The organism is Micromonospora salmantinae, assembly GCF_022230905.1.
Classification (GTDB): domain Bacteria; phylum Actinomycetota; class Actinomycetes; order Mycobacteriales; family Micromonosporaceae; genus Micromonospora; species Micromonospora salmantinae.
The window spans coordinates 24150-50323 of record NZ_JAKKFG010000020.1; the positions used below are offsets into that span (position 1 = coordinate 24150).

Consider the following 26174-nt stretch of genomic DNA (forward strand, 5'->3'; position numbering starts at 1 on the left):
ATGTCCAAGATCTGCGCACTCGGAGCAAAGAAACGCCGCTGGCCGGCGCCCCGGGTTGCGGGGTGCCGGCCAGTGGTCGGTGTGGTGCTGTGGTGTTGCCGTGCTGGGTGCTGGGTGCTGGGTGCTTGTGGTGTGGGTCAGCTGTTCCAGTGCTGGGCGACGAGGTCGGTGGCCTGCTGCTCCCACTGGGCGTAGGCGTCCGGGTAGGCCGACACCTGTACGGTCTGCGCGGCGTCGGTCAGCGGCATGTCCTGCCACCCGTCGACCTGCTTGAGGCCCTTGAGGAACGCGGTGGTGGAGTACTCGGGGTCGGTGATCTGCTCCGGGGTGCCCCAACCCGAGCTCGGGCGCTGCTGGAACAGACCCAGCGAGTCATGGTCGTTCCGGTCACCCAGGTGACCCAGGTTCTCCAGCTTGGACTCCTGCAGGCTCGTCGCGATCGAGATGACCGCGGCCCGCTCCGGCAGGCCGGCCTTCTTGGTGGCCGCGATGATGGCCTTCACGTTGGTGGTCTGCTCGTCGTTGAGGGTGATGTGGGACTGCTCGCCCTGCGGCTTCGGCGCCGCCGACTGCACGGCCACCGCAACCGCCTTGGCATCCACGGCCGGGGTAGCGGCGTGGGCGGCGATCGGGCCGGCGAACACACCACCGGCGAACGCGAGACCAGCAACAGACAGCATGCTCTTACGGAAGATCGTGTTCATGGGGGTAGCTCCTTCGGGGGTAGAACACCCGCACCGCCAAAGAGGGGGACGGCGGTGATGGGTGTGAGCACCTCGTCCGGCGCTGCACTAACAAGGAGAAAAGTCTTGGGGGGTGACACCCGGTCGGGCGTCTAGGTTGGCGACCTTACGAGCGGGGGGCTCGTGGCGCCGGGTCCATCTGTAACGACCGGGGGGCCGGGGTCATTCCGGGGTCGGCCCATCTGCCGGCACCCTCGTCGTGGCGGTGCCCGGTGGTCGTTCGTGGGGACTGTAACGACCGGGTGGAGGCTGGCATTCCGGCCTGCGCGACCAGCCCATGGGTGCGGCGGCCGGTCGGTGGTGCTGCGATCGTCAGGGTGTTTAACGACCCCGGCCCGGCCATGATTCCGGCCCACGAGTGCGCCCGACCACACCCCACAAACACCCACCAACGGACAAATCACCCCATGCGGCGTGGCTCGTGCGACCCCAAACCACCCCTGGTCGATCAAGAAGCCCCTGCCGGCACCAAAGTTGGCTAGATCGCATCAGATCGGGCAGAACGCCTGCGGTGCGGAGCCCCGCCGGGGTTCTGCCGGCGCTGACCCTGCAGGTCCGCTGCCGCCGCTGGCGGAACTGCACGGATGCCCAGCTCAGAGGCCGGAAATTCGGTTGAATCTACACGCCGACGCCGGCAGGCTGAAGTCTCCGCAACCCCACATCCGGAGGACTTTCCATGCGCCTGCTCCGTGATCTGTGGGGCACCTCGACCCGTCGTGTGACGATCGTGGCCGTCCTCATCGTGCTGGGTGCCGCTGGGCAGGCGGGCGCGTCGGCCCTGGCCGGCGCGGTGCTGGTGCATCGTTCGGCTGGTTTGTTCGCCGTACTGGCCGCGGCCCTGGTCGCCGTGGTCCTCAGCGACCTCGCGGTGAGTCTGCTGATGGCCGGCCTGACCGCCGACTGGTCCGCCGACGTGCGTCGCCGGCTCTGCCGCGTCGCTCTCGGGCAGGACCTGCCCACCCTGGAGACCACTCCGGTGGGCGAGCTGCTGGACCGGATCGACGGGGACGTCTATCAGGTGGCGTCGGCAATTCGTAACCAGGGCACCCGGCTCGCCCAGGGCCTCTGCGTCGGTCTGTTGTCGATGGTCGTGGCGGTGTTCGTGTGGTGGCCGGCGGGGATCGCGATGCTGCTGCTCACTGTGGTGCTCGCGGTCGGCCTGCGCCGGCCCACGGCCCGGATCGGCCCGGCCCGGATGGCCGAGGAGGAGGCGTGGTCCGACCTGGCGGCCGTGATGGAGGAGGCGGTGCACGGGCAGGACGACGTACGCACCAGCCTGGCGCGGCCGTACGTGCTGCGGTTGTACGCCCGGCGGGCCTCCGCCGTGCTGTCCCGTGGCCTGGTGGTCTGGGTGCTGTCCGCCCGGGTGGCGACGGTGGCCACCGCGACGATCCGGGCGGGCATCGGCGCGGTGGTGCTCGGCGGTGCCTGGGCGTTGGCCACCGGCCGGATCGACGCCGCCCGGCTCACCGCCATCTGGCTGCTCGCCCTGGCCTTCGGGGCGACCGCGGAACACGTGAGCCGGATGGTGCCGGAGATCCAGGAGGCGCTCGGCGCGTGGGCGCGGGTGCAGTTGCTCTACAAGGCCCGGCAGGAGCCGGTGGGCGGGGCCAGCCCGAGCGAGGGTGACCTGCGCATTCGGGACCTGACATTCGGGTACGGGGAGGGTGGCCGCAGGGTCGCGCTGCGCGGGCTCAGCCTCACCTTCGCGCGCGGTCGCTCGTACGCGCTGATCGGGCGGACCGGTTCGGGCAAGTCGACGCTGGCGAAGGTGCTCACCCGGGCGGTCGACGTGCCGCCGGGCACTGTCTTCCTCGGCGGCACCGACCTGTGCGACCTCGACGTCGAGCAACTGCGCCGCTGGGTGGCGTTGGTGCCGCAGCGCACCGAGATCCTGGCCGGCACGCTCGCCGAGAACGTGGCGCTCTTCGACCCGGAGTTGCTCGACGCGGCCGCTCGGGCGCTCGACGAGCTGGGCCTGGCCAGCTGGATCGCCGAGCTGCCGGACGGGTTGACGACCCGGCTGGGGGAGGGCGGGCACGTGCTCTCCGCCGGTCAGGAGCAGTTGGTGGCGTTCGCCCGGATCCTGGTCCGGGAGCCGCACGTGGTGATCCTCGACGAGGCCACCGCTCGGCTGGACCCGGTCACCGAGGCGCGGGTGCAGCGGGCCACCGAACGACTGCTGCGTGACCGGATCGGCATCGTCATCGCGCACCGACTCTCCTCGGTGCGCCGCTGTGACGAGGTGGTGGTCCTGGCCGACGGCGCGGTGGTCGAGGCCGGTCCGCTGGAGACGTCGACACGCTTCGCCGAACTCCTGGCGACCAGCCACGCCGCCGCGTACGCCACTGTGGCGCCGGCCGGTCGCAGCGGCGTCGGCACGGACCTCCTGGTCGGCCCCGGTCCGGACGCGTGGCCGAGCGAGCCGGCGCCCGCGCGGGGCGAGCCGGTCGCGGCGACCGAGCACGCCGCCGCCTGGCCGACCGAGCCGGCACCGACGCGGGCCGAGCCGAACGGGCAGGCCACGCGGGAGACACCGCCCGACAGCACGCAGGGCGCGGTCGGGCCGACCCGGGCCGAGCCGCCGCCGCTGCCGCCGGTGCCGCCGGCCCGGACGCTGCGGGAGATCTTCCGACTCTGTACCAACGATCCCCGGTACGGTGCGGCCGCGATCGTGCTGTTCCTCGGGCTCAGCCTGCTCGGGTTGGACGGCCCGGTGCTGCCGTGGCTCTGGGCGGACCTGGTCGACGGGACCGGGAACCCGTACCTGCCGGCGGTGGGGATCGTCGCCGGCTTGCTGATCACACTGCCGCTGCCGTTCTACACCCACGTCTGGTTCCCGCAGTGGTGGGTGCGGCAGATGCTGCGGATCGGCCTTCGCCTGGTGCACGGCCAGACCGGGCCGCGCCGGGTCAGCTCACACAGCCCTGCCGAGGTGGTGGCGCAGGGTGGGGACACCGAACGGGTGGTCCAGCTCGCCGACAACGTGCTGGACCAGACCGTCGCGCTGGTGCTCGTGGTCGCCATGACGGCGGTCACCGGCAGCGTCGTACCCGGGCTGTTCTTCCTCGGCACGATGGTCGTCTCCGGGCTGGCGGCGACGTTGTTCGGGCCGAAGCTGGAGCGTGCGGCCCGGGCGACGGTGGCGGCGCGGGCCTCCTTCGCCACGGCGCTGGTCTCCGCGCTCTCCGCGGCGCGGACGGTGAAGCTCGCCGGCGCGACCACTGCGGTGCTGCGCCACCTGGCGAGCCTGGACGTGCTGCGCAGCGACCGGCAGCGGCGGGAGATCTCGGTGCAGGTGTGGGCGCGCTCCACACCGTCGATGGCCAGTGGGCTGTTGCCGATCGGCGCCTGGGCGCTCTACCTGAACGGCTCGCTCTCCGCCGGGGCGGTGCTGGTGGCCGTGTCCACCCTGGGCGCGGCCCGGTGGTTCGCCTGGACGACGGCGTCGTTGATCTCGCAGCTGCCCTCGGCACGGGTCTGGACCCGGCGCACGGCGGCGATGACCGGGGTGAGCGCGTACTCCGCGGGGGTGCCGGAGGTCGACCTGACCGCCGGGACGGCGCCCGCGCCGACCATGCCGCCCCGGCATCCGCTGCGACGGCTGGAGCTGCGCGGCTTCGGGGTGGTGCACTCCGACGGCACGGTGGCCGTCCGGGACGTGGACCTCACCGTGCAGCGGGGGCAGTTGGTGCTGGTCGTCGGGCCGGTGGGGTCAGGGAAGTCCTCGTTGCTGCGTGGGCTGGCCGGGATCGTGCACCACACCGGCGAGCTGGCCTGGAACGGTGATCCGGTCACCGAGCCGGAGCTGTTCCTGCGTCCCAACCAGGTCGGCTACGTCGGTCAGTTGCCCCGGGTGCTCTCCGGCACGGTGGCCGACAACATCGCCCTCGGGCACCAGGTGGACGCGGCGGGGGCGGTCAGCACCGCCCAGCTCGACCATGACCTGGCTGCCGCCGGCGGCGGGCTGGGCCTGCTCATCGGGCACAAGGGCACCCGGCTCTCCGGTGGGCAGTTGCAGCGGTTGGCACTGGCCCGGGCGCTGGCCCCGCGTACCGAACTGCTGGTCGCCGACGACGTGTCGTCGGCGCTGGACGTCACCACCGAGCTGGCGCTGTGGCAGGCGTTGCGCGGCCACGGGGTGACAGTTGTCGGCTCGACCGCGAAGCGCGCCGCGTTGGTCCGGGCCGACCACGTGGTGGTGCTGATCGGCGGCACGGTGGCCGCCCAGGGCACCTGGCAGGACCTGGAGGGCGACTGGTCGCACCTGGCCGGCTGACCGACGGTCGGGCGGCCGCTCACGCGGCGGCCGCCCGACCGGTCGGGATCAGGAGGCGCGGGCGTACTGGGCGGGGCCGGAGTACGTGACGCCGAGCTTCGCGGCGGCCCGGCGCGGCCAGTACGGGTCGCGCAGCAACTCCCGACCCAGCAGCACCAGGTCGGCCTCGCCGCCGGCGACGATCTGCTCGGCGTGCTCGGGCTCCACGATGAGGCCCACCGCGCCGGTCGGCACACCGGCCTCGCGGCGGATCTGGGCGGCCAGCGGCACCTGGTAACCCGGGCCGAGCGGGATGCGCTGGTCCGTGCTCACCCCACCGGAGGACGCGTCGACAAGGTCGACGCCGACGCCGGCCAGCTCACCGGCGAGCACCACGCTGTCCTCGATCGTCCAGCCGCCGTCGACCCAGTCGGTGGCGGAGATCCGGGTCAGCACCGGCACGTCCTCGCCGACCGCGGCGCGTACCGCGCGGGCCACCTCCAGGGTGAGCCGCATCCGGGCCGCCCGGTCGCCGCCGTACGCGTCGGTGCGGTGGTTGGTCAGCGGCGAGAGGAACTCGTTGAGCAGGTAGCCGTGGGCGGCGTGGATCTCCACGGCGGCGAAGCCGGCGTCCAGGGCGCGGACGGCTCCGGCCGCGAACGCCTCGACCACCCCGGCGATGCCGGCCTCGTCGAGGCTGGTCGGCGTCCGATAGCCGGCGGTGAAGGGCTCCGAGCCGGGGGCGACGGGTGTCCAGCCGCCCTCGGCGTCCGGCACGCCACCGCGCTCCGGCGCCCACGGCCGGTAGGTGGAGGCCTTGAAGCCGGCGTGCGCGAGCTGCACGGCCGGCACCGCGCCGTGGGCGGCGACGAACGCCGTCACCGGCCGCCAGGCGTCGACGTGCGCACCGGACCAGAGGCCGGTGTCCTGTGGGCTGATCCGGCCCTCGGGGAGCACGGCGGTCGCCTCGGTCAGCACCAGGCCGGCACCGCCGACCGCGCGGCTGCCGAGGTGGATCAGGTGCCAGTCGGTGGGCAGGCCGTCGGGGCCGGCGGAGTACTGGCACATCGGTGCCATGGCGATCCGGTTGGGCAGTGTGACCCCGCGCAGGGCCAGGGGAGTGAACAGGGAACTCATGGGGTCATCCTCTCCGACACGGCGACGGGCCCCTGGGGAGAGGGGCCCGTCGCCGTACTGGTGAATCGGTCAGGCGGGAACGGGGGTGAGCTCGGGCCGGGTGTCGGCGACCGGCACCGGGTCGGTCAGGTCACGTCGGCCGGCGGACTCGTACGCGGCCCGGTCGAGGGTGCCCTCGCGGGCGGCGACCACCGTCGGCACCAGCGCCTGCCCCGCGACGTTCGTGGCGGTGCGGACCATGTCCAGGATCGGGTCGATGGCCAGCAGCAGGCCGGCGCCGGCCAGTGGCAGGCCCAGCGTGCTGAGGGTCAGGGTGAGCATCACGATCGCGCCGGTCAGACCGGCGGTGGCCGCCGAGCCGACCACCGAGACGAAGGCGATCAGCAGGTAGTCGCCGATGCCGAGCTGCACGCCGAACACCTGGGCCACGAAGATCGCGGCGAGGGCCGGGTAGATGGCGGCGCAACCGTCCATCTTCGTGGTCGCGCCGAAGGGCACCGCGAACGAGGCGTACTCGCGGGGCACGCCGAGTCGCTCGACGGAGCGCTGGGTCACCGGCATGGTGCCGACCGAGGAGCGGGACACGAAGCCCAGTTCGATAGCCGGCCAGGCGCCGGCGAAGAAGCGCAGCGGGTTGAGGCGGCCGGCCAGGATCAGCACCAGCGGGTAGACCACGAACAGCACGATGGCGCAGCCGACGTAGACGGCCGTGGTGAACTTCGCGAGGGGGGCCAGCAGGTCCCAGCCGTACGAGGCGACGGCGTTGCCGATCAGGCCGAGGGTGCCGATCGGGGCGAGCCGGATGATCCACCAGAGCGCCTTCTGGACGATCTCCAGCAGGGAGCGGTTCAGCGCCACGAACGGTTCGGCGGCTTCGCCGACCAGCAGGGCCGCGGCACCGATGACGACGGCGAGGAAGACGATCTGGAGGACGTTGCCCTCGACGAACGCGCCGACCGGGTTGGTGGGCACGATGCCGGTGAGGAAGTCGGTCCACGAGCCGGTGTTCTTCGGCGGCGCCGCGCCACCCAGGTCGAGGGTCACGCCCTTGCCCGGGTTGGTGAGCAGGCCGAGGCCGATGCCGATGCTCACCGCGATCAGCGCGGTGATGCCGAACCACAGCAGGGTCTTGACGGCGAGCCGGGCGGCGTTGGCGACGCCGCGCAGGCTGACCACGCTGACCACGATGGCGGTGAAGACCAGCGGCGGCACGGCCAGCTTGAGTAGTTGGACGAAGAGGCTACCGACGGTGTGCAGGGTGCTGGTCAGCCAGCTCAGGTCGTTGCTGCGGGCAAGGAAGCCCAGCGCGACGCCGAGCACGAGGCCGAGCAGGATCTGCACGGAGAAGGGAATTTTGCGCAGGCTGAAGGGCATGGGGATGTATCCAATTGTCCGGTCCGATCGGGGCAGGCGTAGAAACGCGGCTAGCCCGGACAGATGCCACTGGCCTGCAGTCGGAGATCGACATACAGGCGGACGGTGAGGCCCCAGACATTGGTCATCGTTGGCCGACGATACGCCGATTCCCGCTCATCGGAAGGACCGGACGGCGTGAGGCTCCTTACAGAGGGCCAGCGCGGTGGCGGTGCCCAGGCCCCACAGCACCGCGAGGGCGAGGATCAGCCGTTCCAGCACCCCCACCACCGGGCCTCGGCCGATCACGAGCATCGCCAGCCCCACAGTGGCGCAGAGCGGCAGAGCCAGCGCGGCGGCGACGCCGGCCAGCCGACGGACCGTCCGGCCGGCCGGCCCGGAGACGGCCAGCGTGATCATGGCGAAGACCACAGCGGCGGTCGCCGCGATGCTCGCGCCGCCGTGCACCAGGTCCGCCGTCGTCGCGCGCTCGAACGGCGGCAACGGGCAGCCGCCGGAGCAGGTCACCGCCCCGGACACGGCGGTGAACACGGCCCCGGTGGCGAGCAGCGCCGGGGCCGCCGCCCACACCCCGGGGGGCAGCGCCGCGCCGATCAACAGCAACGCGCCGGCAAGGGCCAGGATCCCGATCCGGTACGTCGCGGCGTGAGCGCTGCCGGCGATGCCCGCCTCGCTGACGTACCCGGTGAGCCCTGGACCGGGACCGGCGACCACGGCGAGCGTCACCGCCACCGCACCGGCCAGGGTGCAGCCGGCCGCGGCGGACCCGGCGACCCGGCGGGCGACCTCGCCGCGGGCCCTCGGCACGGTCGGGGCGGCCGGCCGACCCGGCTCAGCCACGCCCGTGCGGCGTGCTCCAGCCGGACTCGTCCGGCCCGAGTGGCACGATGCCGCTGGGATTGATCTCCCGGTGCGTGCCGTAGTAGTGCCGCTTGATGTGGTCGAAGTCCACCGTCTCGCCGAAACCCGGCGTCTGGAACAGGTCCCGGGCGTACGCCCAGAGCACCGGCATCTCGGTCAGCTTGTCGCGGTTGCACTTGAAGTGCCCGTGGTAAGCGGTGTCGAAGCGGACCAGCGTGGTGAACAGCCGCACGTCCGCCTCGGTGATCGCGTCGCCCATCAGGTAGCGCTGCCCGGCCAGCCGCTCGGAGAGCGCGTCCAGTCGGGCGAAGAGCGCCCGGAACGCCTCGTCGTACGCCTGCTGGGAGGTGGCGAACCCGCACCGGTAGACGCCGTTGTTCACGTCGGTGTGGATCTCGGCCATCAGCGCGTCCATCTCCGGGCGCAGCGCCTCCGGGTAGAGGTCCGGCGCCCCCGCACGGTGCAGCGACCGCCACTGCGTGGAGAAGTCGAGGGTGAGCTGCGGATAGTCGTTGGTGACCACCCGACCGGTCAGGGTGTCGACAAGCGCCGGCACTGTCACCCGGCCGGTGTAGTCCGGGTCGGTGGCCAGGTACGCCTCGGAGAGGAAGCTCACGCCGAGCACCGGGTCGAAGCCGTCCGGGTCGAGGGCGAACGCCCAGCCCCGCTCGTCCCGGATCGGGTCGACGGTGCCCAGCGAGATCGCGTCGTCCAGCCCGAGCAGGCCACGCACGATCCTCGCCCGGTGCGCCCAGGGGCAGGCCCGGCACCAGATCAGCCGGTAACGGCCAGCCTCCAGCGGCCAGCGGTCCTGCTCGTCCGGGCCGCCGCCGGGTGGCGAGGTCGAGTCGGCGGTGACCCGACCGGTGAACCGGTTCGGCTGGCGGACGAACGCGCCGCCGCCGCTGGTCTCTGCGCTGAACTGGGCCCGGGCCATGCCGTCAACCTATCCGCTGTCGGCGCGGATATCCTGGCGGCCGGCAGCCCTCGTGACCCGGTGGGCGTGCCCCACCCCCGCCGTCTGCACCCCCTAAGGACTCACGATGACCGTGGCATACCTGGTGGCCGGTGTCCGCACCCCGATCGGCCGGTACGCGGGCGCGCTGGCCGGCGTCCGCCCCGACGACCTGGCCGCGCACGTGATCCGAGAACTGGTCGCCCGCCACCCGTCGGTGGACTGGGCGCGAGTCGACGACGTCGTGCTCGGCTGCGCCAACCAGGCCGGCGAGGACAACCGCAACGTGGCCCGGATGGCGGCGCTGCTGGCCGGCCTGCCCGAGGAGGTGCCGGGCAGCACCGTCAACCGGCTCTGCGGCTCGGGCCTGGACGCGCTCGCCACCGCCGCCCGGTCCATCGTCGCCGGGGACGCGGACCTGGTGATCGCCGGCGGGGTGGAGAGCATGAGCCGGGCGCCGTTCGTCATGCCGAAGGCCACGTCGGCGTACTCCCGTTCGGCCGAGGTGTACGACACCACACTGGGCTGGCGGTTGGTGAACCCGTTGATGCGTGACGGGTGGGGGGTCGACTCGATGCCGGAGACGGCGGAGAACGTGGCCGCCGAGTACGGCGTGAGCCGGGCCGAGCAGGACGCCTTCGCGTACCGGTCGCAGCAGCGCGCGGCCAAGGCGCAGGCCGACGGCCGGTTCGCCGAGGAGATCGTGGCGGTGTCAGTGCCGGCCGGTCGTCGGGAGACCCGCCTGGTCGAGGTCGACGAGCACCCCCGGGAGACCTCGCTTGCGAAGTTGGCCGCGCTGCCCACCCCGTTCCGCGACGGCGGCACGGTGACCGCCGGCAACTCCTCGGGCGTCAACGACGGCGCTGTCGCGTTGCTGGTGGCCAGCGAGGCGGCGGTCGCCCGGTACGGCCTGACCCCGCTGGCCCGGATCGTCGGCGCGGCGGCGGCCGGTGTGCCGCCCCGGATCATGGGGATCGGCCCGGTGCCGGCCACCCGCAAGCTGCTCGACCGCCTCGGCGTCGAGGTGGGCGCGGTGGACGTGGTGGAGTTGAACGAGGCGTTCGCCGCGCAGTCCGTGGCGGTGTTGCGCGAGCTGGGGCTGCCAGTGGACGCCGACCACGTCAACCCGAACGGTGGCGCCATCGCGCTGGGGCACCCGCTCGGTGCCAGCGGCGCGCGGTTGGCGCTGACCGCCGCCCTGGAGCTGCGCCGTCGCGGTGGCCGCCGGGCTCTGGCCACCATGTGCATCGGCGTTGGTCAAGGCATCTCGCTGTTGCTGGAGTCAGCCGCCTAGAGTGGTCCACACCACACGACCCGCGGGTCGACCGGTGCCCACGCGTGCCCGCTGCGCGCCCCGACGCCGGTGCCGTCCCGCGCCGCGGCGATGAACTGGGGAGCACGCTGATGCCGGACGGACTGCCGACCGAGATCGATCTGACCAGGCCGAGCGCGGCCCGGGTGTACGACTACTTTCTGGGTGGGGCACACAACTTCGAGATCGACAGGCAGTTGGCGGAGCAGATCGCCAGCATGACCCCGAATCTCGCCGCCACCATGCGCTCCGGTCGGGAGTTCCTGCGCCGGGCCGTCCGGGTGCTGCTCGACGCCGGCATCGACCAGTTCCTCGACATCGGCTCCGGAATTCCCACCGTGGGCAACGTGCACGAGGTGGCGCAGGGGGTGAACCCCAAGGCCCGCGTGGTGTACGTCGACATCGACCCGGTGGCGGTCGCGCACAGCCGGGAGTTGCTGGCTGGCAACGAGCTGACCGGTGTCATCCACGCCGACCTGCGCGAGCCGGAGCGGATCCTCGCCGAGACCCGACAGCTCGGGCTGATCGACTTCAGCCGTCCGATGGGCATCCTGCTGGCCGGGGTGGTGCACTTCATCCCGGACGCCGACGGGCCCGAGGCGATCCTGGCCACCCTGCGGGCCGCGGCCGCGCCGGGCAGCTTCCTGGTCGTCTCCCACTCCACCTTCGAGGACCAGCCACAGGAGATGCTGGACGCCCAGCGCCTCTCCGCCCGCACCGCCACCGAGATCACCCTGCGCTCCCGCGCTCAGGTCACCGGCTTCTTCGGCGACTGGACCGTCCTGGAACCGGGCGTGGTGCACATGCCGCTCTGGCGCCCGGACTCACCGTCCGAGGTGGACGAGCACCCGGAGCGGTTCGGCGCCTTCGGGGGCGTCGCCCGGTACGACCAGCCCGCCGGCTGATCTCGTGGCCGCCGTCCCGGACTCCGCCGGGGTCGATGCCGGCCGGGACCCCGCCGGGGTCGATGCCGGCCGGGACCCCGCCGGGGTCGTCGCCGGTCGGGCGGACGCCCAGGGGTACGCCGCCGACTGGGCCCGCGCGGTTCGCCGACTCGGCTTCGTGCCGCTCAGCGTGGCCGAGACCGAGCGGCTGCTGCTGGCGCACACGATCCGGCTGGCCCAGGCGGTACGGGCGGAGCCGTTCACCGCCCACCCGGCCGAGGAGATCGGGCGGGCCCTGGTGGAGGCGCACCTCACCGAGCCGCAGGCCCTGGAGTGGACGCTGCACGCGCTCGGCGCGACCTTCGGACGTCGGGTGCTGTGCGACGGTGAACGGCCGGCCGACCTCGCCGAACGGATCGCGGCGGTGCAGGGCGGGCTGGCCGCCGGGTTCGCCCGTGCGCTGCGTGACCGCACCTTCAGCCAGCAGGAGCGGATCGCCCGGTCGGCCTGGCAGGCGCGCGACGAGGTCGAGCAGGCGCTACGCGAGAGCGAGGAACGGTTCCGGGCGGTGTTCACCGGCGCCGCGATCGGGATCGGGATCGCCGGCGTGGACGGTCGGATCATCGACGTCAACCAGGCGTTCGCCGACATGCTCGGCTACTCGATCGAGGAGTTGCGCGAGATCAACGTGGCGGCGCTGTTCCACGCCGACGACGCCGCCGGGATGTGGGAGCTCTACCAGGAGCTGATCGAGGGAAAGCACGACGCCGCCCGGGTGGAGAAGCGCTACCACCGCAAGGACGGCACAGTGGTCTGGACGGATCTCGCCGTCTCGCTGATCCGACACGATGGCCGGCCGCGATTCACCGTCGCGATGATCGAGGACATCACCGAGCGGTACGAACTCCAGCAGCGGCTGCGCTTCCAGGCGCTGCACGACCCGCTGACCGGGCTGCCCAACCGGACGCTGTTCTTCGAGACGTTGGGGCGGGTGCTCGACACCGCGGACGCCGGGCAGCGCGTCGGGGTGTGCTTCCTCGACCTGGACGGCTTCAAGGCGATCAACGACAGTCTCGGCCACGACCTCGGTGACCGGCTGCTCGTGATGATCGGCCGGCGGCTGGCCGCGTGCGTGGCCGACCACGGCCACCTGGTCGCCCGGATGGGGGGCGACGAGTTCGTGATCCTCGTCGACGGAGGGGACGACACCGACGACCCGGTCGCCGTCGCGGAGGCCGCGCTGGCCGCCGTCGCGGCCCCGGTCCACGTCGGTGAGCACCAGTTGGCCGTCTCGGCCAGTGTGGGCATCGTGCAGTGCCCGGCCTCGGAGACCACAGCGTCCGAGCTGATGAAGGCCGCGGACACCACGCTCTACTGGGCCAAGGCGGCGGGCCGGGGCCGGTGGGCGGTCTACGACCCCGAGCGCGGCGCCCGGGACATCGCCCGCTCGGCGCTGGTCGCCGGGCTGCCCGCCGCACTGGAGCGGGGCGAGTTCGTGCTGCACTACCAACCGATCGTGTCGCTGCTGGAGGGCACCATGCTCGCGGTGGAGGCGCTGGTCCGTTGGGAGCATCCGGAGTTGGGCCTGATCGGGCCGGACCGGTTCATCGGCCTGGCCGAGGAGACCGGCCTGATCGTCCGGCTCGGCGAGTGGGTGCTGCGGCAGGCCTGCGAGGACGCCGAACGGTGGTGGCGGGAGTTCCCCGACGCCAGGCTGGTGGTCAGCGTCAACCTGGCCGCCCGGCAGGCCGACGAGCCGGCCATCGTGGACACCGTCGCCGACGCGTTGCAGACCAGCGGACTGCCCGCGGAGCTGCTCCAACTGGAGCTGACCGAGAGCGCCGTGATGGGCAGTGCCGGTGAACCCCTGCGCAGCCTGCACCGGCTCGCCGCGCTCGGCGTCCGGCTGGCCGTGGACGACTTCGGCACCGGGTATTCCAACCTGGCGTACCTGCGCCGGTTGCCGATCCACTGCCTGAAGCTCGCCGGTCCGTTCGTCGAGGGCATCCGCGCGGACGGGACCGACGTGGCGGCCGACCACCGCGACGAACGGATCGTCGACGCGTTGGTCCGGTTGGCGCACGCCCTGGAGTTGTGGGTAACGGCCGAGGCGGTGGAGACGGGCGTGCAGGCGGAACGGCTGCGGGCGCTGCGCTGCGACACCGGGCAGGGCCGATACTTCGGTGCGCCCGCCTCGGCCGACGTGATCACCGCCCGGCTACGCGGCGGAGCGTTGGCGTGAGTGGGGGACCGTTCTGGTCCGGAGGGTGGCGACGGAGGGTGGCGGCGTGGACCTGACGGACTCGCAGACGGCGGTGACAGTGGTGGCCGGGCTGGCCATCCTGGCCGGGTTGGCCGGCGTGGTGGTGCCCGGTCTGCCGGCGCTGCCGCTGTGCTGGGGTGGTGTGCTGCTCTGGGCGGTCTTCGGTGGCGCCGGTCTGGGTGGCTGGGCGGTGTTCGCCGCCGCCACCCTGGTCGCCGGGGGTGGCGCCGTGATCAAGTACGCGTGGCCGGGCCGGAACCTGAAGCGCACCGGTGTGCCGACGTCCACGCTGCTCGCCGGTGGGGTGCTCGGCATCATCGGGTTCTTCGTGGTGCCTGTCGTCGGCCTGGTGCTCGGCTTCGTCGCCGGGGTGTGGGCGGCCGAACGGCTCCGGCTGGGCAGTAACCAGCTCGCCTGGCCGTCCACCGTGCAGGCCCTGAAGGCCGCCGGCCTGTCGATGCTGGTGGAGTTCCTGGCCGGCCTCCTGGTCGCGGCCCTCTGGGTAGCCGGCCTCCTCCTGACCTGACCCACGCCTTTCCCGCGGTGATCAAGAGCTTTCGGTCAGGCACTGCCGGAAATCTGACGCAATCCTCTTGATCACGAGGGGGAATGGGGCGCGGGGCACTTTTCGGGTACGGCGGAGTGGCCGTACGTGAGAGAGAGGCGTGCCCCGCGCCACCGGGTCGGGCGGTCCGAGCGCCCGGGGTGGGCCCATGTCGGGCCTGGTCACTGGTCCAGGATGCCGGCCGGGACAGCCGGTCGGCAACGCAATTAGCCCGCCGGCGGTGAGATTCCCACCGACTACGTATTGACCGCCTTGATCGGCCGGGTCGACACTTTGCCCACTCGCACGCGGAACCACCTCAGGGAGGTGTGCAGTGGCCACGACGCCCGTGCCGACCGCCGAGCAACCGATGGACGACGACGCCAGGCGGCTCGCCGAACTCGGCTACAAACAGGAGTTGCGCCGCAAGTGGAGCGGCTTCTCCAACTTCGCCATCTCCTTCTCGATCATCTCGATCCTGGCCGGCTGTTTCACCACCTTCGGTCAGGCGTGGAACAACGGCGGGCCAGTCGCCATCTCCTGGGGCTGGCCGCTGATCTCGCTGTTCATCCTGATCATCGGCTTCTGCATGGCGGAGCTGGTGTCGGCGTACCCGACCGCGGGTGGGATCTACTGGTGGGCGGCCACCATGGGCCGCCCGGTGCACGGCTGGTTCACCGGCTGGCTGAACCTGATCGGTCTGGTGGCGGTCACCGCCTCGGTGGACTACGGCTGTGCGACGTTCCTCAACCTCACCCTGTCGGCGCTCTTCGACGGCTGGGCCGGGACGCTGCGTCAGGCGTTCGTCCTCTTCGTGATCATCCTGGTGCTGCACGGGCTGATCAACATCTTCGGGCACCGGATCATCGACGTACTCCAGAACGTCTCGGTCTGGTGGCACGTGGCCGGCGCGGCCGTCGTGGTCGCCATCCTGGTCTTCGTGCCCGACAACCACCAGAGCTTCCAGTTCGTGTTCACCGAGCGGTTCAACAACTCCGGCTTCGGTGACGGGGACATCGGCGGGCTGACGTTCTGGTTCTACGTGCTGCCGCTGGGCTTCCTGCTGACCCAGTACACGATCACCGGCTTCGACGCCTGCGCGCACGTCTCCGAGGAGACCCGGGGCGCCTCGCAGGCCGCGGCCCGCGGACTCTGGCAGTCGATCTTCTACTCGGCGGTCGGCGGCTGGATCCTGCTGCTGGCGTTTCTCTTCGCGGCCACCGACGTCGAGGCGGTAAACGCCGCGGGCGGCTTCTCCGGCGCCATCTTCGAGTCGGCGCTGACCCCGGTCTTCTTCAAGATCGTCATCATCATCTCGACCATCGGGCAGTTCTTCTGCGGCATGAGCTGCGTGACCTCGATGAGCCGGATGGCGTACGCGTTCAGCCGGGACCGTGCCGTACCCGGATGGCGGCTGTGGTCGACTGTCGACCGCAACGGCACCCCGGTCAACGCGATCATCGGTGCCACGGCGGCCGGCCTGGTGCTGACCCTGCCGGCGCTGTACGAGAGCTCGGCCGGTATCCCCATCGCCTTCTACGCTGTCGTCTCCGTCGCGGTGCTCGGGCTCTACCTGTCGTTCCTCATCCCGATCGCGCTCCGACTGCGGATGGGCGACCGGTTCGTCCCCGGGCCGTGGACGCTGGGGCGCAAGTACAAGCTGCTCGGCTGGATCGCGGTGATCGAGATCGCGATCATCGCCGTCTACTTCGTGCTGCCGATCGTGCCCGCCGGGGTGCCCGGCAACGACGGGTTCACCTGGTCGGCGGTGAACTACGCGCCGCTCGCCGTCGGCGGGGTGCTACTGGTGGTCGCCGTCTGGTGGTACGCCTCGGCCCGCAAGTGGTTCACCGGCCCGGTTCGTACCGTCGAGGAACCCGCGGACGAACGACGGTCGGCGGCGGTCGACGGGTCGGAATGACCGGTGCCCCACAGTGGGTCAGGGCTGCGCGGCGTCAACGGCGTGGGATCCGGCGCGGCCGGCGGGCGGCGGCTGCCGCTCGCCGGTCGTGAACCGCAGGATGCGGTCGTCCGCCGGCGCCGGCGTGCCATTGGCGTCGCGGTTGCTGGTGGCCACCCAGAGCGAGCCGTCCGGGGCTGCGACGACGGTACGAAGGCGGCCGTAGGCGCCCACGAGTTCGGCGACCGGGGTGCCAACCTGTCCGGAGGCCCTCACCGGCACGGTCCAGAGCCGGGTTCCTCGCAGAGCGGCGACGAACAGGGTGCCGTTGGTGAAGGCGGCACCACTCGGCGACGCCTGCGCCGGCGGCCAGACGACCACCGGGGCACGGAACCGGGGGTCGCTGCTCGGGCCCTCCACGATCGGCCAGCCGTAGTTGCCGCCCCGGACGATGACGTTGACCTCGTCCCAGGTGGCTTGACCGAACTCGGTGGCGAACAGGCGACCGCGCGGGTCCCAGGCCAGCCCCTGCACGTTGCGGTGCCCGTAGCTGTAGACCGGCGAGCCGGGGAACGGGTTGTCCGCCGGGATGCCGCCGTTCGGCCGGATCCGCAGGATCTTGCCGTTGCGGCTGGCCAGGTTCTGCGCGTTGGAGGCGACACCGGCGTCACCGATGCCGGCGTACAGCAGCCCGTCCGGGCCGAAGGCGATCCGCCCACCGTCGTGCACCGACGCCCGCGTGAGCCCGCTGAGGATCACCTGCTGGGCCTGCGGCGTGCTGAGCCGGAACCGCGTGATCCGGATGTCGGAGGCGGTGGTGAAGCAGACGTACACCCACCTGTCCAGCCAGTAGCGGGGGGAGACGGCCAGACCGAGCAACCCCGCCTCGCCGCCGGCGACCACCCCGGGGATCCGGGCGACCTGCACGGGAGGCTGCCCTGGTCGTATCCGCACCACGGTGCCCAGGTCGCGCTGCGCCACGAGGGCGCTGCCGTCGGGGAGGAAGTCGAGCCCCCAGGGGACGTCGAGACCCGTCGCGACGACCTCCGGGTCGGCGAAGTCGAAACCGCCGGCACCCAGTGCGATGACCGGACCAGGCGTTGGCTGCGCCTCCGCCTCGGCCGTCACCGTGCCCAGCCCTCCGGTGACGAGGACGGCGACGGCCAGGACTGCTCGAAGACGCATGACAGCTCCTCGCGGGTTTGCCGCCGACCGGGCCGGGGGCATTGACGGTGATCCGGATTGCCAGTAGACCTTGGTGATGGAGGCCCCCTGATGAGCAGAACGCCGTTTTCGCTGGAAGAGTTGCGGGTCGCCGTCGAAGCCGGTGAGATCGACACGGTGGTGCTGGCCCTGGTCGACATGCAGGGCCGCTTGCAGGGCAAACGGTTTCACGCGCCGTTCTTCCTCGATCAGGTGGCCGAGCACGGCAGCGAGGGCTGCAACTACCTGCTCGCCGTGGACGTCGACATGAACACCGTCGACGGGTACGCGATGTCGAGCTGGGAACGCGGCTACGGCGACTTCGCGATGGTGCCGGACTTCGCCACGTTGCGCCGGGTGCCCTGGCAGCCCGGCTCCGCACTGCTGCTGGCCGACCTGACCTGGCTCGACGGCTCGGGTGACGTGGTGGCCTCGCCCCGGCAGATCCTGCGCCGGCAGCTCGACCGGCTGGCCGAGCACGGGCTGACCGCGTACGCCGGCACCGAGTTGGAGTTCGTGCTGTTCCGCGACTCGTACGAGGACGCCTGGCAGCGCGGCTACCGCGACCTCACCCCGGCCAACCAGTACAACGTCGACTACTCGCTGCTCGGCACCGCCCGGGTGGAGCCGCTGCTGCGCCGCATCCGCGTCGAGATGGCCGGCGCCGGGCTCACCCCGGAGAGCGTCAAGGGCGAGTGCAACCTCGGGCAACACGAGATCGCCTTCCGGTACGACGAGGCGGTGGCCTGCGCCGACCACCACGTGATCTACAAGAACGGCGCCAAGGAGATCGCCGCCCAGGAGGGGATGGCGATCACCTTCATGGCCAAGCCGAACGAGCGGGAGGGCAACTCCTGCCACATCCACTTCTCGCTGCGGGACTCCTCCGGCTCGTCGGCGATGCTCGGCGACGGACCGGCGCACCTGTCGCAGACCGGGCAGCGGGTGCTCGCCGGGCTGCTGGGCACCATGCGGGAGTTCAGCCTGCTCTTCGCCCCGAACATCAACTCCTACAAGCGCTACCAGCCAGGATCGTTCGCCCCGACCGCGCTGCGGTGGGGTGTCGACAACCGCACCTGCGCGCTGCGGGTGGTCGGGCACGGGCAGGGCATGCGCGTGGAGAACCGGGTGCCCGGCGCCGACGTCAACCCGTACCTGGCGATCGCCGGGCTGGTCGCCGGGGCGCTGCACGGCATCGAGGGCGAGTTGGAGTTGGGCGCGGAGTGCACCGGCAACGCGTACGACGACCCGGAGGCCGAGCGGGTCCCCGGCACCCTGCGCGACGCCCTGGCCCTCTGGGAGAACTCCACTGTGGCCCGGGACGCGTTCGGCCCCGAGGTGGTGGCCCACTACGCCAACCAGGCGAGGGTCGAGCTGGCCGCCTTCGACGCCGCGGTGACCGACTGGGAGCTGACCCGTGGCTTCGAACGCCTCTGACCACGTGAGGATGGGGGTGGCGGTGTGACGGTCTTGGTTGACCCGGCTCGCGGGGTGGGTTTTCGGGAGGTTGCGGCGGCCTCGATCGAGGACGTGGACGCGGCGATCGCCGCCGCCGCCACGGCCTTTGCGACCTGGCGTCTCGTGGGGGCGGGGGACCGGGCGCGGTTGCTGCGGCGGTTCGCCGCCGTCGTCGACGCGCAGCTGGACGAGTTGGCAGCGCTGGAGGTGCGCAACGCCGGGCACACCGTCGGCAACGCCCGGTGGGAGGCGAGCAACGTCCGCGACGTCCTGGACTACTACGCCGGCGCGCCCGAACGGTTGACCGGGCGGCAGATCCCGGTGCCCGGCGGGTTGGACGTCACCTTCCACGAGCCACTCGGTGTGGTCGGCGTGATCGTGCCCTGGAACTTCCCGATGCCCATCGCCGCCTGGGGGTTCGCCCCGGCGCTCGCCGCCGGCAACACAGTGGTGCTCAAGCCCGCCGAGTTGACCCCGCTCACCGCGCTGCGCCTGGCCGAGTTGGCCCGCGAGGCGGGCCTGCCCGACGGCGTCTTCACCGTCATCCCGGGCGAGGGTTCGGTGGTGGGGGAACGGTTCGTCAGCCACCCGGCGGTCCGCAAGATCTGCTTCACCGGCTCCACCGAGGTCGGCACCCGGATCATGGCCGGCTGCGCCGCCCAGGTGAAGCGACTCACCCTGGAGTTGGGCGGCAAGAGCGCGAACATCGTGTTCGCCGACGCCGACCTGGAACGCGCCGCCGCGACCGCGCCGGGCGCGGTCTTCGACAACGCCGGCCAGGACTGCTGCGCGCGGTCGCGGATCCTGGTCCAGCGCTCGGTGTACGACCGGTTCCTGGAACTGCTCGAACCGGCGGTACGCGCGGTGCGCGTCGAGGACCCGTCCCACGACACCGCCGAGATGGGCCCGCTGATCTCCGCCGCCCAACGGGACCGGGTAGCCGGTTACCTCGCCGGGGCGACTGTCGCCTTCACCGGCTCCTGCCCCGACGGCCCCGGGTTCTGGCACGCGCCCACTGTGCTGCTGGCCGACTCGCCGGCCGACCGGCACTGGCGGGAGGAGATCTTCGGCCCGGTGGTCTCGGTGCTGCCGTTCGACGACGAGGCGGACGCGGTCCGGCTCGCCAACGACACCGAGTACGGCCTCTCCGGCTCGATCTGGACCCGCGACGTGGGTCGGGCCCTGCGCCTGGCCCGCGCCGTCGACTCGGGCAACCTCAGCGTCAACTCGCACTCCTCGGTGCGCTACTGGACCCCGTTCGGCGGAATGAAGCGCTCCGGGCTCGGCCGTGAGCTGGGCCCGGACGCGTTGCACTCCTTCACGGACGTCAAGAACGTGTTCATCGCGACGGAGGAGTGACGCCAGTGCAGGGTCGGTTGCAGGACCGGGTGGCAGTGGTCACCGGAGCGGGCAGTGGCATCGGATTGGCCACCGTGCGGCGGTTCGCCGCCGAGGGGGCCCGGGTGGTCTGCGTGGACATCGACGCGGCGGCCGGCACGAGGGCCGCCGAGGAGTGCGGCGGCGAGTTCGTGGCCACCGACGTGGCCGACGAGTCGGCGGTACGCGACCTGTTCGACGGGGTGGCCGACCGGCACGGCCGGGTGGACATCGCGTTCAACAACGCCGGCATCTCACCGCCCGACGACGACTCCATCCTGGACACCGGCCTGGACGCGTGGGAGCGGGTGTTGCGGGTCAACACCACGAGCGTCTACCTGTGCTGCAAGTACGCCATTCCACACATGCGTCGGCAGGGCAAGGGCTCGATCATCAACACGGCCTCGTTCGTGGCGTTGATGGGTGCGGCCACGTCGCAGATCGCGTACACCGCGAGCAAGGGCGGGGTGCTGGCGATGACCCGGGAGTTGGGTGTGCAGTTCGCCCGTGAGGGCATCCGGGTCAACGCCCTCTGTCCCGGCCCGGTGGCCACCCCGTTGCTGCTGGAACTCTTCGCCGCCGACCCGGAGCGGGCCGCCCGTCGGCTGGTGCACGTGCCGATGGGACGCTTCGGGCAACCGGAGGAGATCGCCGCCGCGGTGGCGTTCCTGGCCAGCGACGACGCCTCGTTCATGACCGCCGCGCAGTTCGTTGTCGACGGTGGCATCACGGGCGCCTACGTCACTCCTCTATGAGGAGGAGGCCGCTGATCGGGGTCAGCGCGTACGTCGAACCCGCCGACTGGGCGGTCTGGCGGGGTGTGCGGGCGGTGCTGGTGCCGGAGGCGTACTCGCGGGCGGTGGCAGCCGCGGGTGGCCGGGCGGTGGTGCTGCCGCCGGACGACGTGGACGCGGACGTGGTGGCAGTCCTCGACGGGTTGCTGTTGGCCGGTGGCGCGGACGTCGGCCCGGTGCGGTACGGCCAGCCGCCCGACCCCCGTACCGAGGACCGGCCGGACCGGGACGCCGGCGAGTTGACAGTGTTGGCCGCCGCGCTCGCCGCCGAGGTGCCGGTGCTGGGTGTGTGTCGGGGGATGCAGTTGCTCGCTGTCGCGTACGGCGGCACTCTGCACCAGCACCTGCCTGACGTGGTGGGTCACCAGGCGCACCGCCCCGCGCCCGGCGTGTACGGGGCGCACGCGGTGCGGTTCGCGCCGGGCAGCCTGGCCGCCTCGGTGCTGGCCGGGGTCGATCAGGTCAACTCGTACCACCACCAGGCGGTCGCCGATCCGGGCCGGCTCACGGTGACCGGTTGGGCGGGAGACGGTGTGGTCGAGGCGGTGGAGGACCCGGCCCTGCCGTTCGTGCTCGGGGTGCAGTGGCATCCGGAGAACGAGTCGGATCCCGCCCCGATCACGGCGTTGGTGCAGGCCGCCGGCCGGCGGGTGTGACTGGGATCGCCCCCGCCCCTGGATGGCATCGGTGGCAGGATCGGCGCATGGGCAAGGTTTATCCGGAGATCGATGCTCGACTGCGTGACTTCATCGTGGCCCAGCCGCTCTTCTTCGTGGCGACCGCCCCGTCCGGGGTCGAGGGGCACGTCAACGTGTCACCGAAGGGCATGCGGGGCACGTTCGTGATCCTCGGCCCGCACCGGGTGGCCTACCTCGACTATCACGGCAGTGGGGCGGAGACCATCGCCCACCTGCGGGACAACGGCCGGATCACGCTGATGTTCTGTGCCTTCGACGGCCCGCCGAAGATCGTCCGGTTGCATGGTCGGGGCAGCAGCGTCGCGGTCACCGACGACGCCTTCGCCGCTCGGCTCGGCGAGTTTCCCGCGCCGCCGGACGTGCACGCCGTCCGGGCGGTCATCACTGTCGAGGTGGAGCGGGTCAGTGACTCCTGCGGATACGCGGTGCCACTGATGGACTTCCGGGCCGAACGTGATCTGTTACTCACCTCACACTCCCGCCGCAGTGCCGATGATCTGGTCACCTACCGGGCCACCAAGAACGCGGCAAGCATCGACGGGCTGCCGGTCTTCTGACTCCTCAGAGCGTTCCGGCCACCGCCGTTCGGCGCCGCCGTCCACCAGCACTGTCCGGTGCCCGACGGCTCACGCGTACGTAACCAGCGTCCATCTGTCGTGATGCGTTACGTTGCCGGTCCGCTGGGGTACAAGTCGGAGCACGGCGGGTGAAGATCAACGGTCGAGGGGTACGGCCGGAGCGGGAGGCTGCATGAGCTCGGCCCAGGGGGGCGCGGACATCGGGCATCCCACCCTGTCCGGTCGCGAGACCCCGCCGATGCTGGCGGCCGCGTTCGCGGCCGGCGGCGAGATGGGCGAGCGGCTGGCTTCCTTCGACTGGTCCTCCGGCCCGCTGGGTGAGCCCGGTCAGTGGCCCCCGGCGCTCTCCAACGCTGTCGGCATGATGCTCGCCTCCAGCGCGCCGATCGTCATGTTCTGGGGCGACGAGCAGTTGGCCTTCTACAACGACGCCTACCGGCCGACCATCGGCGGCAAACACCCGGACGTGATCGGCCGACCGGCCCGCTTGAGCTGGGCGGAGACCTGGGCGGTGCTCGGCCCGCTGCTCGACAGCGTCCGGAGCACCGGCCGCTCCTACCGGGGCGAGGACCATCCCTTTCTGCTGGACCGTTACGGCTTCGTCGAGCAGACCTACTTCAACGTCTCGTACGACCCGATCCGGGGGGACGACGGCTCGGTCAGTGGCGTCTACTGCATCGTCAGCGAGACCACCGGGCGGGTGCTCGGCGAGCGTCGGCTGCGAGCGCTGTCCGAGCTGGGTGCCGAGCTGAGCGACATCGGCAGCGCCACGCAACTGGGTCGCACCGCCGCCGGGGTGCTCGGCCGGCACCGGCCCGACGTGCCGTTCGCCCTGATCTATCTGGCTGACGACAACGACCAGCTCACCCTGGCCGGCTGCACCGGCACCACCCCGCCCGCCGCCGATGTCACAGCGCATTTGTTGGCCCGGCTGAGCGCCGATGACGCGCCCGCCACGATCGAGGTGGCCGCACTGCTCGACGCGTCGCCGGTCGACGCCGCCGACCAGGCCCTCGTGCTGCCGCTCACGGCGACCAACCAGACGGTCGGCGCGCTGGTCGTCGGCGTGGCCCGTCAGCTGCCGCTCGGCGACGACTACCGCGACTTCCTCGGCCTGGTCGCCGCCCAGATCTCCCGGGCGGTCGGCACCCAGCGGGCGTACGAGCAGGAACGGGCCCGCGCCGCCGAGTTGGCCGCGCTGGACCGGGCGAAGACCAACTTCTTCGCCAACGTCAGCCACGAGTTCCGCACCCCGCTGACCCTGGTGCTCGGTCCGCTGGAGGACATGCTGGCCGACCCGGAGCTGCCCGCCACCGAAACCGACCGGCTCACCATGATGCACCGCAACGCGCTGCGCCTGCTCAAGCTGGTCAACACCGTGCTGGACTTCTCCCGACTGGAGTCCGGTCGGCTCGCCGCCCGCTACCAGCCCACCGACCTCGCCGGTTACACCGCCCGCCTGGCCAGCACCTTCCGCTCGGCCACCGACCGGGCCGGCCTGCGACTGGTGGTGGATTGTCCGCCGCTGCCGACGCCGGTCTTCGTCGACCGGGACATGTGGGAGAAGATCGTCCTCAACCTGGTGTCGAACGCGGTCAAGTTCACCTTCGACGGCGAGATCCGGGTGCGGATCCGGGCCGTCGAGGGCGCGGCCCGGCTGGAGGTGACGGACACCGGCGTCGGCATCGTGCCGGACGAGCTGCCGCACGTCTTCGAACGGTTCCACCGGGTCCCCGGGGTGCGGGCACGCACCCACGAGGGCACCGGCATCGGCCTCGCGTTGGTCCGGGAACTTGTCGAGATGCACGGCGGTGAGGTCGGGTTGACCAGCAAGGTGGACGTGGGCAGCACGTTCACGGTTACCGTCCCGTTCGGCTCGGCGCACCTGCCGGCGGACCGGGTGGCGGCGTTCGACCCACTGCCAGTGGGTGAGCCCGAGCAGGCCCGGCTCTTCGTGGCGGAGACCGCGCTGTGGGCCGGTGTCGCGTCGACACCCGAGCTCGACCGGCAGCCGGTGAAGGGCACCTCGGCTGGCCGGATCCTGGTCGTCGACGACAACGCCGACCTGCAGGAACACGTCAGTCGGCTGCTCTCCCCGACCTGGGACGTGGTCACCGCGAACGACGGGCTCGATGCCCTGCCGCTGGCCCGCGAGGGCGGGTTCGACCTGGTTCTCACCGACGTGATGATGCCCCGGCTGGACGGGTTCGGGCTGGTGAGCGCGCTGCGCTCGGACCCGCGTACCCGGCATGTGCCGATCGTGCTGCTCTCCGCCCGCGCCGGCTCCGCGGAGGCCGTCGCCGGTCTCGCCGTCGGCGCCGACGACTACCTCACCAAGCCGTTCTCCGCGCAGGAGCTGATCGCCCGGGTCCGGGCCAACGTCGAGCTGGGCCAGCTGCGCGGGCAGATCATCCGCCGGCTCCGGGCGCTGGCCGACGCGGCGGTGGCGGTGAACACCGCCCGGTCCACCGCCGACGTGCTCCAGGTCGCCGCCCGGCACGCGTTGAGTCTCGCCGAGGCCGCCCGGGTGGTGGTCACCGCGGCCGAGGCGCGCTTCGAGGCGGACGGTGGCGGCAGCACCGCCGCCGACCCGTCCTTCGTGGCCGACCTGACCGGCACCACCGGAAAGCAGCTCGGTGAGCTGCAGGTCTGGCGGGCGGCCGGCGACGAGGCGCAGGCCGACGACGCCGCGTTGACCCAGCTGGCCCGGCTCGTCGGGGTGCGACTGGAGAACGCCCAGCTCTACGAAGCCGAACACCGCATCGCCACCACGCTGCAGCACAGCCTGCTGCCCCGGTCGCTGCCCCAACTGCCCGGCGCCGTGGTGGCCAGCCGTTACCTGCCCGGCAGCGCCGACGTCGAGGTCGGCGGCGACTGGTACGACGCGATCGCGTTGAACGGCGACGAGTTGGTGCTGGTCATCGGCGACGTGGTCGGCAAGGGCGTCCGGGCCGCCGCGGCGATGGGGCAGCTGCGCAACGCGCTGCGGGCGTACGTGCTGGAGGGCTTCGATCCGGGTGAGTCGCTGACCCGGCTCAACCGGCTGGTCGGCTCCACCGAGGGCCGCTCCTTCGCGACTGTGGTCTGCCTGCTGTTCAACCCCCGCACCGGTCGGCTGCGGTATGCGAGCGCCGGTCACCCGTCCCCACTGTTGATCACGGGAGGCGACGTGGCGTTCCTGCACGACCGGGCGCTCGGTCCACCGGTCGGCGCCCTCCCCAACGCGACGTACGAGTCGGCCGAGGGCGAGTTGCCGGCCGGCACTCGACTGCTGCTCTACACCGACGGGCTGATCGAGGACCGTCAGCTCGGCATCGATGCCTCACTGGCCCAGTTGCGCATCGACGCGGCCACCCCGAGTGAGCACGTGGTGGACCTGATCGACGCCGTCGTGGAACGGGTCACCGGACGGCCGCGCCGCGACGACGTGGCGGTTCTCGCCCTGGAGGCGGCGGAGCTGAACCGCTTCGCGCTGCGGCTACCGGCGGACCCGACCCGGCTCAGCGTGCTCCGAAAGCGGCTGGAGGACTTCCTCGTCGCGCACTCCGTCGGCGAGACCGACCTGTTCGACCTGACCGTCGCCGTCTCCGAGGCCGCCGCCAACGCCATCGAGCACCCGGTCCACCCCGCCGAAGCCATGATCAGTGTGGAGGTGGCCATCGAGGATCGGACGGTGACGGCCACGGTGCGCGACAGCGGGCAGTGGCGGGAGTCGACCGGCTCCGGCTTCCGGGGCCGCGGCCTGGACCTGATCAGAGCGCTCGGCGAACTGTCGGTACGGCGCACCGCTGAGGGCACCGAGGTGACGCTGCGCCGGCAGTTGCAGGACTGACGG

General features: G+C 71.9%; 18 protein-coding genes. 12 read left to right on the forward strand and 6 right to left on the reverse strand.

Going from position 1 to position 26174, the window contains the following annotated elements; all coding sequences use genetic code 11:
- Window positions 1–137 precede the first annotated feature (137 nt).
- On the reverse strand, window positions 138–704 hold the full coding sequence (locus PSH03_RS17130; RefSeq protein ID WP_238689647.1) for a hypothetical protein: 567 nt from the start codon (window positions 702–704) through the stop codon (window positions 138–140).
- Between the two features lie 715 nt (window positions 705–1419).
- On the opposite strand from PSH03_RS17130, the gene PSH03_RS17135 reads away from it, so the two are divergent.
- Window positions 1420–5022, forward strand: a complete 3603-nt coding sequence (locus PSH03_RS17135) for an ATP-binding cassette domain-containing protein (protein ID WP_238689748.1) — start codon at window positions 1420–1422, stop codon at window positions 5020–5022.
- A gap of 48 nt (window positions 5023–5070) precedes the next feature.
- Here PSH03_RS17135 and PSH03_RS17140 read toward each other — a convergent pair whose 3' ends face one another.
- The 4 genes from PSH03_RS17140 to PSH03_RS17155 form a co-directional block, all read right to left on the reverse strand.
- Window positions 5071–6138: an NADH:flavin oxidoreductase/NADH oxidase gene (locus PSH03_RS17140; RefSeq protein WP_210784701.1), complete on the reverse strand. Its 1068-nt coding sequence runs from the start codon at window positions 6136–6138 to the stop codon at window positions 5071–5073.
- 69 nt (window positions 6139–6207) lie between these two features.
- Window positions 6208–7500: a dicarboxylate/amino acid:cation symporter gene (locus tag PSH03_RS17145; protein ID WP_210784744.1), complete on the reverse strand. Its 1293-nt coding sequence runs from the start codon at window positions 7498–7500 to the stop codon at window positions 6208–6210.
- Between the two features lie 168 nt (window positions 7501–7668).
- Window positions 7669–8352, reverse strand: coding sequence for a DUF998 domain-containing protein (locus tag PSH03_RS17150; RefSeq protein ID WP_210784702.1), 684 nt, complete (start codon window positions 8350–8352; stop codon window positions 7669–7671).
- Complete coding sequence (locus PSH03_RS17155) at window positions 8345–9310, reverse strand: glutathione S-transferase family protein (RefSeq protein WP_210784703.1); 966 nt, start codon at window positions 9308–9310, stop codon at window positions 8345–8347. Before PSH03_RS17155 ends, PSH03_RS17150 begins: the two co-directional genes overlap by 8 nt.
- Window positions 9311–9416: 106 nt before the next feature.
- On the opposite strand from PSH03_RS17155, the gene pcaF reads away from it, so the two are divergent.
- From pcaF to PSH03_RS17180, 5 genes are all read left to right on the forward strand, one after another.
- Window positions 9417–10622, forward strand: a complete 1206-nt coding sequence (pcaF, locus tag PSH03_RS17160; protein WP_210784704.1) for a 3-oxoadipyl-CoA thiolase — start codon at window positions 9417–9419, stop codon at window positions 10620–10622.
- A 110-nt stretch (window positions 10623–10732) separates the two neighbouring features.
- Window positions 10733–11545 (forward strand): SAM-dependent methyltransferase, encoded by an 813-nt coding sequence (locus PSH03_RS17165; RefSeq protein WP_210784705.1) that lies wholly within the window; start codon window positions 10733–10735, stop codon window positions 11543–11545.
- Between the two features lie 4 nt (window positions 11546–11549).
- A complete protein-coding gene (locus PSH03_RS17170; protein WP_210784706.1) occupies window positions 11550–13766 on the forward strand; it encodes a putative bifunctional diguanylate cyclase/phosphodiesterase in 2217 nt (738 codons plus the stop codon).
- 46 nt (window positions 13767–13812) lie between these two features.
- A complete protein-coding gene (locus tag PSH03_RS17175) occupies window positions 13813–14313 on the forward strand; it encodes a DUF456 domain-containing protein (protein ID WP_112638544.1) in 501 nt (166 codons plus the stop codon).
- A 352-nt stretch (window positions 14314–14665) separates the two neighbouring features.
- Window positions 14666–16252 (forward strand): amino acid permease, encoded by a 1587-nt coding sequence (locus PSH03_RS17180; protein ID WP_238689749.1) that lies wholly within the window; start codon window positions 14666–14668, stop codon window positions 16250–16252.
- Window positions 16253–16270: 18 nt separating this feature from the next.
- On the opposite strand, the gene PSH03_RS17185 is transcribed toward PSH03_RS17180, so the two are convergent.
- Complete coding sequence (locus PSH03_RS17185) at window positions 16271–17416, reverse strand: PQQ-dependent sugar dehydrogenase (RefSeq protein ID WP_238689750.1); 1146 nt, start codon at window positions 17414–17416, stop codon at window positions 16271–16273.
- 90 nt (window positions 17417–17506) lie between these two features.
- On the opposite strand from PSH03_RS17185, the gene PSH03_RS17190 reads away from it, so the two are divergent.
- The 6 genes from PSH03_RS17190 (at window position 17507) to PSH03_RS17215 (ending at window position 26171) form a co-directional block, all read left to right on the forward strand.
- Window positions 17507–18871, forward strand: a complete 1365-nt coding sequence (locus PSH03_RS17190) for a glutamine synthetase family protein (RefSeq protein WP_305076087.1) — start codon at window positions 17507–17509, stop codon at window positions 18869–18871.
- Between the two features lie 33 nt (window positions 18872–18904).
- Complete coding sequence (locus tag PSH03_RS17195) at window positions 18905–20251, forward strand: aldehyde dehydrogenase family protein (RefSeq protein WP_247669629.1); 1347 nt, start codon at window positions 18905–18907, stop codon at window positions 20249–20251.
- Between the two features lie 5 nt (window positions 20252–20256).
- Window positions 20257–21024, forward strand: a complete 768-nt coding sequence (locus PSH03_RS17200; protein ID WP_210784710.1) for a 3-oxoacyl-ACP reductase — start codon at window positions 20257–20259, stop codon at window positions 21022–21024.
- Window positions 21021–21719, forward strand: a complete 699-nt coding sequence (locus PSH03_RS17205; RefSeq protein ID WP_238689751.1) for a gamma-glutamyl-gamma-aminobutyrate hydrolase family protein — start codon at window positions 21021–21023, stop codon at window positions 21717–21719. Before PSH03_RS17200 ends, PSH03_RS17205 begins: the two co-directional genes overlap by 4 nt.
- A gap of 47 nt (window positions 21720–21766) precedes the next feature.
- Complete coding sequence (locus PSH03_RS17210) at window positions 21767–22318, forward strand: pyridoxamine 5'-phosphate oxidase family protein (protein WP_238689752.1); 552 nt, start codon at window positions 21767–21769, stop codon at window positions 22316–22318.
- Window positions 22319–22511: 193 nt separating this feature from the next.
- The gene (locus PSH03_RS17215) at window positions 22512–26171 is read left to right on the forward strand and encodes a SpoIIE family protein phosphatase (protein ID WP_238689753.1); all 3660 of its coding nucleotides are present in this window, start codon (window positions 22512–22514) and stop codon (window positions 26169–26171) included.
- Window positions 26172–26174: the final 3 nt, after the last annotated feature.

Bases quoted from the DNA above. Each gene is read 5' to 3' on its own strand.
- PSH03_RS17130 (WP_238689647.1), bottom strand. From the start codon at position 704: ATGAACACGATCTTCCGTAAGAGCATGCTGTCTGTTGCTGGTCTCGCG.
- PSH03_RS17190 (WP_305076087.1), top strand. From the start codon at position 17,507: ATGAGCAGAACGCCGTTTTCGCTGGAAGAGTTGCGGGTCGCCGTCGAA.
- PSH03_RS17205 (WP_238689751.1), top strand. From the start codon at position 21,021: ATGAGGAGGAGGCCGCTGATCGGGGTCAGCGCGTACGTCGAACCCGCC.
- PSH03_RS17155 (WP_210784703.1), bottom strand. From the start codon at position 9,310: ATGGCCCGGGCCCAGTTCAGCGCAGAGACCAGCGGCGGCGGCGCGTTC.
- PSH03_RS17165 (WP_210784705.1), top strand. From the start codon at position 10,733: ATGCCGGACGGACTGCCGACCGAGATCGATCTGACCAGGCCGAGCGCG.
- PSH03_RS17210 (WP_238689752.1), top strand. From the start codon at position 21,767: ATGGGCAAGGTTTATCCGGAGATCGATGCTCGACTGCGTGACTTCATC.
- PSH03_RS17185 (WP_238689750.1), bottom strand. From the start codon at position 17,416: ATGCGTCTTCGAGCAGTCCTGGCCGTCGCCGTCCTCGTCACCGGAGGG.
- PSH03_RS17215 (WP_238689753.1), top strand. From the start codon at position 22,512: ATGAGCTCGGCCCAGGGGGGCGCGGACATCGGGCATCCCACCCTGTCC.
- PSH03_RS17140 (WP_210784701.1), bottom strand. From the start codon at position 6,138: ATGAGTTCCCTGTTCACTCCCCTGGCCCTGCGCGGGGTCACACTGCCC.
- pcaF (WP_210784704.1), top strand. From the start codon at position 9,417: ATGACCGTGGCATACCTGGTGGCCGGTGTCCGCACCCCGATCGGCCGG.
- PSH03_RS17135 (WP_238689748.1), top strand. From the start codon at position 1,420: ATGCGCCTGCTCCGTGATCTGTGGGGCACCTCGACCCGTCGTGTGACG.